General features: G+C 67.0%; 4 protein-coding genes. 3 read left to right on the forward strand and 1 reads right to left on the reverse strand.

Going from position 1 to position 5,595, the window contains the following annotated elements:
* From VGH54_RS20955 to VGH54_RS20965, 3 genes are all read left to right on the forward strand, one after another.
* Window positions 1-2,336: bifunctional FO biosynthesis protein CofGH (locus VGH54_RS20955; RefSeq protein WP_331514006.1), on the forward strand; the 2,336-nt coding region annotated here is incomplete at its 5' end.
* A 77-nt stretch (window positions 2,337-2,413) separates the two neighbouring features.
* Window positions 2,414-3,049 carry a hypothetical protein gene (locus VGH54_RS20960; RefSeq protein WP_331514007.1) on the forward strand — a complete coding sequence of 212 codons (636 nt, stop codon included), beginning with the start codon at window positions 2,414-2,416 and terminating at the stop codon, window positions 3,047-3,049.
* Complete coding sequence (locus VGH54_RS20965) at window positions 3,046-3,810, forward strand: maleylpyruvate isomerase N-terminal domain-containing protein (RefSeq protein WP_331514008.1); 765 nt, start codon at window positions 3,046-3,048, stop codon at window positions 3,808-3,810. The genes VGH54_RS20960 and VGH54_RS20965 overlap by 4 nt, the downstream gene beginning before the upstream one ends.
* A 3-nt stretch (window positions 3,811-3,813) precedes the next feature.
* Here the strand turns inward: VGH54_RS20965 and VGH54_RS20970 are convergent.
* On the reverse strand, window positions 3,814-5,595 hold a 1,782-nt coding region (locus VGH54_RS20970; RefSeq protein ID WP_331514009.1), incomplete at its 5' end, for an NADPH-dependent 2,4-dienoyl-CoA reductase.

Below are 5,595 nucleotides of genomic sequence, written 5' to 3' on the forward strand. Positions count from 1 at the left end.
CCGGACGACTGCCGGTCAGCTACTCCCGCAAGGTGTTCATTCCGGTGACCCATCTCTGCCGGGACTCCTGCCACTACTGCACGTTCGTCACGGTGCCCGGCAAGTTGCGCGCCCAGGGCGCCGGCATGTACCTCGAGCCCGACGAGATCCTCGATATCGCCCGTCGCGGAGCCGAACTCGGTTGCAAGGAAGCGCTATTCACCCTCGGCGACCGGCCCGAGGACCGGTGGCCCGAGGCGCGCGAGTGGCTGGAGGCGCGCGGCTACGACTCCACGCTGTCGTATCTGCGGGCGATGGCGATCCGGGTGCTCGAGGAGACCGGGCTGCTGCCGCACCTGAATCCCGGCGTGATGAGCTGGTCGGAGCTGTCGAGGTTGAAGCCGGTGGCCCCGTCGATGGGCATGATGTTGGAGACGACGTCGCGGCGGCTGTTCGAGACCAAAGGCCTTGCGCACTACGGCAGTCCGGACAAAGATCCCGAGGTCCGGCTGCGCACGCTGACCGACGCGGGCCGGCTGTCCATTCCGTTCACCACCGGCCTGCTGGTCGGCATCGGCGAGACGCTGACCGAGCGTGCCGAAACACTGCACGCGATTCGCAAGTCGCACAAGGCGTTCGGTCACGTCCAGGAAGTCATCGTGCAGAATTTCCGGGCCAAGCAGCACACCGCGATGGCCGCTACGCCGGACGCCGGCATCGACGAATTCCTGGCCACTGTTGCGGTTGCGCGGTTGGTCCTCGGCCCGGCGATGCGCATCCAGGCACCGCCGAACCTGGTGTCAGCCCAGGAATGTCTGGCGTTGATCGCCGCCGGAGTCGACGACTGGGGCGGCGTCTCGCCGCTCACGCCCGACCATGTGAACCCCGAGCGGCCGTGGCCCGCACTCGACGATCTTGCTGCCGTCACCGCCGAGGCGGGATACGACCTGGTGGAGCGGCTGACCGCGCAGCCCAAGTACGTGCAGGCGGGAGCGGCCTGGATCGACCCGCGGGTGCGCGGGCACGTTGCCGCGCTGGCCGATCCGGCCACCGGACTGGCCCGCGACGTGAAGCCGGTGGGCATGCCGTGGCAGGAGCCCGACGAGGTGGCATCGTCCGGCCGGATCGATCTGAACGCGGCGATCGACACCGAAGGCCGCCGAACCGAGACTCGCAGCGATCTGGACAGCGCCTTCGGTGACTGGGAGTCGATCCGCGCGCAGGTGCACGACTTGGCGGCCCGCGCGCCGGAGCGCATCGACACCGACGTGCTCGCCGCACTGCGCTCGGCCGAACGTGACCCCGGCAGCTGCACCGACACGGAGTATCTCGCGTTGGCCACCGCCGACGGACCCGCGCTGGACGCCGTTGCCGCGCTGGCGGATTCGCTGCGCCGCGACGTGGTCGGTGACGACGTGACGTTTGTGGTGAACCGCAACATCAACTTCACCAACATCTGCTACACCGGCTGCCGGTTCTGTGCCTTCGCGCAGCGCAAGGACGACGCCGACGCCTACTCGCTGTCGTCCGACGAGGTCGCTCAACGGGCGTGGGAGGCGCATGTCGCCGGTGCCACCGAGGTCTGCATGCAGGGCGGCATCGATCCCGAGTTGCCGGTCACCGGTTACGCCGACTTGGTTCGCGCGGTCAAGGCGCGGGTGCCGTCGATGCATGTGCACGCGTTTTCGCCGATGGAGATCGCCAACGGGGTGACCAAGAGTGGCTTGAGTATTCGCGAGTGGCTGACCAGCCTGCGCGAAGCCGGCCTGGACACCATCCCCGGCACGGCCGCCGAAATTCTTGACGACGAAGTCCGCTGGGTACTCACCAAGGGCAAGTTGCCCACGTCGATGTGGATCGAGGTGGTGACCACCGCGCACGAGGTGGGCCTGCGGTCGTCGTCGACGATGATGTACGGCCACGTCGACGAGCCGCGGCATTGGGTCGGCCACCTCAACGTGTTGCGTGACATCCAAGATCGCACCGGCGGTTTCACCGAGTTCGTCCCGCTGCCGTTCGTCCATCAGAACTCGCCGCTGTACCTCGCCGGTGCCTCGCGGCCGGGACCCACCCACCGTGACAACCGTGCCGTGCATGCGTTGGCGCGGATCATGTTGCACGGCCGGATTTCTCACATCCAGACCAGCTGGGTCAAGCTCGGCATCGAGCGCACCCAGGTGATGCTCAACGGCGGTGCCAACGATTTGGGTGGCACGTTGATGGAGGAGACCATCTCGCGGATGGCCGGTTCCGAATTCGGCTCCGCTAAAACCGTCTCCGAGCTGAGGGCGATCGCCGAGGGCATCGGGCGTCCGGCCCGGCAGCGCACCACCGATTACACCCCACTGGCCGCGTAGCGAAAGCGACACCGGTGTCACACCCGGAGCGCAGACTAGGTCGAATGAGTCGTCGCATTCCGCTTGTCGCAGGGATCGTGTTCGCCGTGCTCTTCACGTTCGCCCTGCTAATGGTTCCAACGTTGCCCGGCACTGACCAGCCAGCCAGTGCCGTCGTCTCCCACTTTCGTGAGCATGCCGACGCCATACGGCTGCAAGCCCTTTTGCTAACAGTGGGCTTTCTGGCGCTGGTGATCGTCCTTGCCTATGCGCGCTCACGGCTGGACGGGCCATCCGGATACGCGTTAACCATTGGCTCGGCGCTGATCATTGCGGAGTTCAGCGTCGAGCTGTGGTTTACCAGCGGCCTGGCCCTGCACGCCAACACCCTTGATCCCGCCGTTGCCCGCACCGCGGCGGACCTTGCTTTGATGTTTGGACCAGTCCTGACCGTGGCCGACGTCATCGTCGCCGTTCCGATAGCACTTGCAGCCAAGGCCGGTCACTTCCCGCGTTGGCTGGGTTTCCTCGCGGCGATATTCGCCCTTGAGCAATTCGTCGAGACGGTGACAATCATCGGTGGCCCCGGCTTGTTCATTTCTCCTGGCGGCCCGATGAATATGTTTCTCGGCGGCGCGCTGTTCATCGTGTTCTTCCTGTCGCTCGGCGTCAGCACCGCCTTGACGCCAGCCCCAGCGACGCCGACTGACGACATGAACGGAGGTAGCGGGTGAGTTCAAAGATCGACGACGACCGATTCCCAGAGTGGCAGCCATTCGTCGACGCCGTGCAACACCGTGGCCCGGACTCCGGCACCTGGTGTGAGGCGTGGACGGTGCGCGACATCGTCATCCATCAGGCCGGCAACGCCGAGGAGCTGGCCCGGGTCCTGGGTGCCCACCTGGCGGGTGAGCCGGTGGCGACCCGAAAGTTCGAAGAGCGCGAGGCGCCGCTGCGGGCGATGAACGAGACCGACCTGTGGGCGGCCCTGCACCGAAACATGATGCGGCTGAACGAGGTCGCCGAGGCCGCCGACGACGTACCCGCCGATACCGACGTTGCGTGGACCGGGCGAACCATGAAGGTGCCGTCGTTCGCCGAGCACATGCGGGAAGAGCTGGTGCTGCACGGGTGGGACATCACCGGCGACGACGCAGCGGCGCAGGCCCGGATGGCGCAGCCCTGGATGACGACCCACAGCGTGTCGGCGGTGGGCAAGCCGCTACTGGTCAAGGGTGCCAAGCAACTGCGGCCCGGTGAACGCATCGAGGCCCGGCTGCGGGTCGACGGCGCCGACGACGTGGTGGTGACCGCGGACTCCGAAACCACCACCATCGAGCTCGCCGACCCGGACGGCCCGGCTACCTTGGAAACCGATTCCGCCGCAAGGGTTTTACTGCTGTGGGGCCGCCGTCCCGCCGACCCGTCGCGCATCCGCAGCCGGGTCGGTCCGGAAGCCCTGGGCCGGGTGCGTGCCCTGCTGTCCGGCTACTGAGCCCTACAGCCGGGCCGCGAGCTCGGTGCCCTGCTCGATGGCACGCTTGGCGTCCAGCTCTGCCGCGATTGCCGCGCCGCCGATTACGTGCGGGTTGACACCGCCGCGGCGCAGCTCGTCTTCCAGTTCGCGCACCGGCTCCTGACCGGCGCAGACCACAATGTTGTCCACTTCGAGCAGCTGCGCTCGCTCGCGCTTCGGGCCGAAGCTGATGTGCAGCCCCTCGTCGGTCACCCGCTCGTAGTTGACCCCGGAAAGCTGATGGACGCCTTTGGCTTTCAGCGAAGCCCGGTGCACCCACCCGCTGGTCTTGCCCAGCCGCTTTCCCTGGACCCCGTTCGTGCGCTGCAGCAGGTAGACCTCGCGGGCCGGCGGCGCGGGAATCGGAGTGATCAGCGCACCCGGCGCCTCCCACGGATCGGCCACACCCCATTCGGCCTTCCAATCTTTCAGGCTTAGCGGTTCATGCGTTGGCGAGGAGTCGGTGACCAGGAACTCGCTTACGTCGAAACCGATGCCGCCGGCTCCGATCACGGCGACGCTGTTGCCGACCGGCTCGACCCCGGTGATGGCCTCGGCATAGGTCAGCACCATCGGATGATCGATTCCGGCGATGCTGGGGATTCGTGGCGCCACGCCGGTGGCCAGCACCACATGGTCATAGCCGGCGAGTTCGGTGGCCGACGCTCGAGTGCCCAGCCGCACCACCACGCCGTGGGTTGTGAGCATCGTCGTGAAATACCGGATGGTTTCGTTGAATTCCTCTTTACCGGGTATGCGGCGTGCCAGGTCGAACTGGCCGCCGATGTAGTTGTTGGCCTCGAACAGCGTGACGTGGTGGCCTCGGGCGGCGGCGTTCACCGCTGCGGCCAGCCCGGCCGGGCCGGCCCCGACGACCGCGATCGAGCGTGCGCGCCGGGTCGGCGACAGCACCAGTTGCGTCTCGCGGCCGGCTCGCGGGTTGAGCAGACACGACACCGTCTTCTTCACGAAAGCGCGGTCCAGGCAGGCCTGATTGCAGGCGATGCAGGTGTTGATCTCGTCGTCGCGGGCGGCCTGTGCCTTGAGCACCCACTCGGGGTCCGCCAGCAGCGGCCGCGCCATGGAGATCAGCTGCACGTGGGTGTCGGCCAGGATCTGTTCGGCCGCCTGCGGCATGTTGATTCGATTGGACGCCGCCACCGGGATGTTGACGTGGCCGGCGACGGCATGGCTGATGTCGACGAACGCGTTGTTGGGCACCGACGTGACTATGGTGGGTACCCGCGCCTCGTGCCAGCCGAAGCCGGAGTTGATCATCGTCGCGCCCGCGGCTTCGACTTCGGTTGCCAGCGTGAGGATGTCGTCCCAGCTCTGACCGCCCTCGACGAAGTCGGCCATCGACATCCGGTAGCAGATGATGAAATCGGATCCGGCTGCCGCGCGTGCGCGCCGTACGATCTCGACCGGGAACCGGCGGCGTTTCTCCGCGCTGCCGCCCCACCCGTCGTTGCGCTTGTTGGTTCGCGGCGCCAAGAACTGGTTGATCAAATACCCTTCGCTGCCCATGATTTCGACGCCGTCGTACCCCGCCTCGCGGGCCAGTTGCGCGCAGCGGGTGAAGTCGTCGATCGTGCTCTGCACACCGCTCGACGAGAGCCGGCGCGGACGAAACGGGGTGATCGGCGCCTTGATCGACGACGCGCTGACCGAAAGGGGGTGGTAGGCATAGCGTCCGGCGTGCAGGATCTGTAGCAGGATTTTGCCACCGGCATCGTGCACCGCCGCGGTGATCTTACGGTGCCG

The organism is Mycobacterium sp. (assembly GCF_036488105.1).
GTDB lineage: Bacteria > Actinomycetota > Actinomycetes > Mycobacteriales > Mycobacteriaceae > Mycobacterium.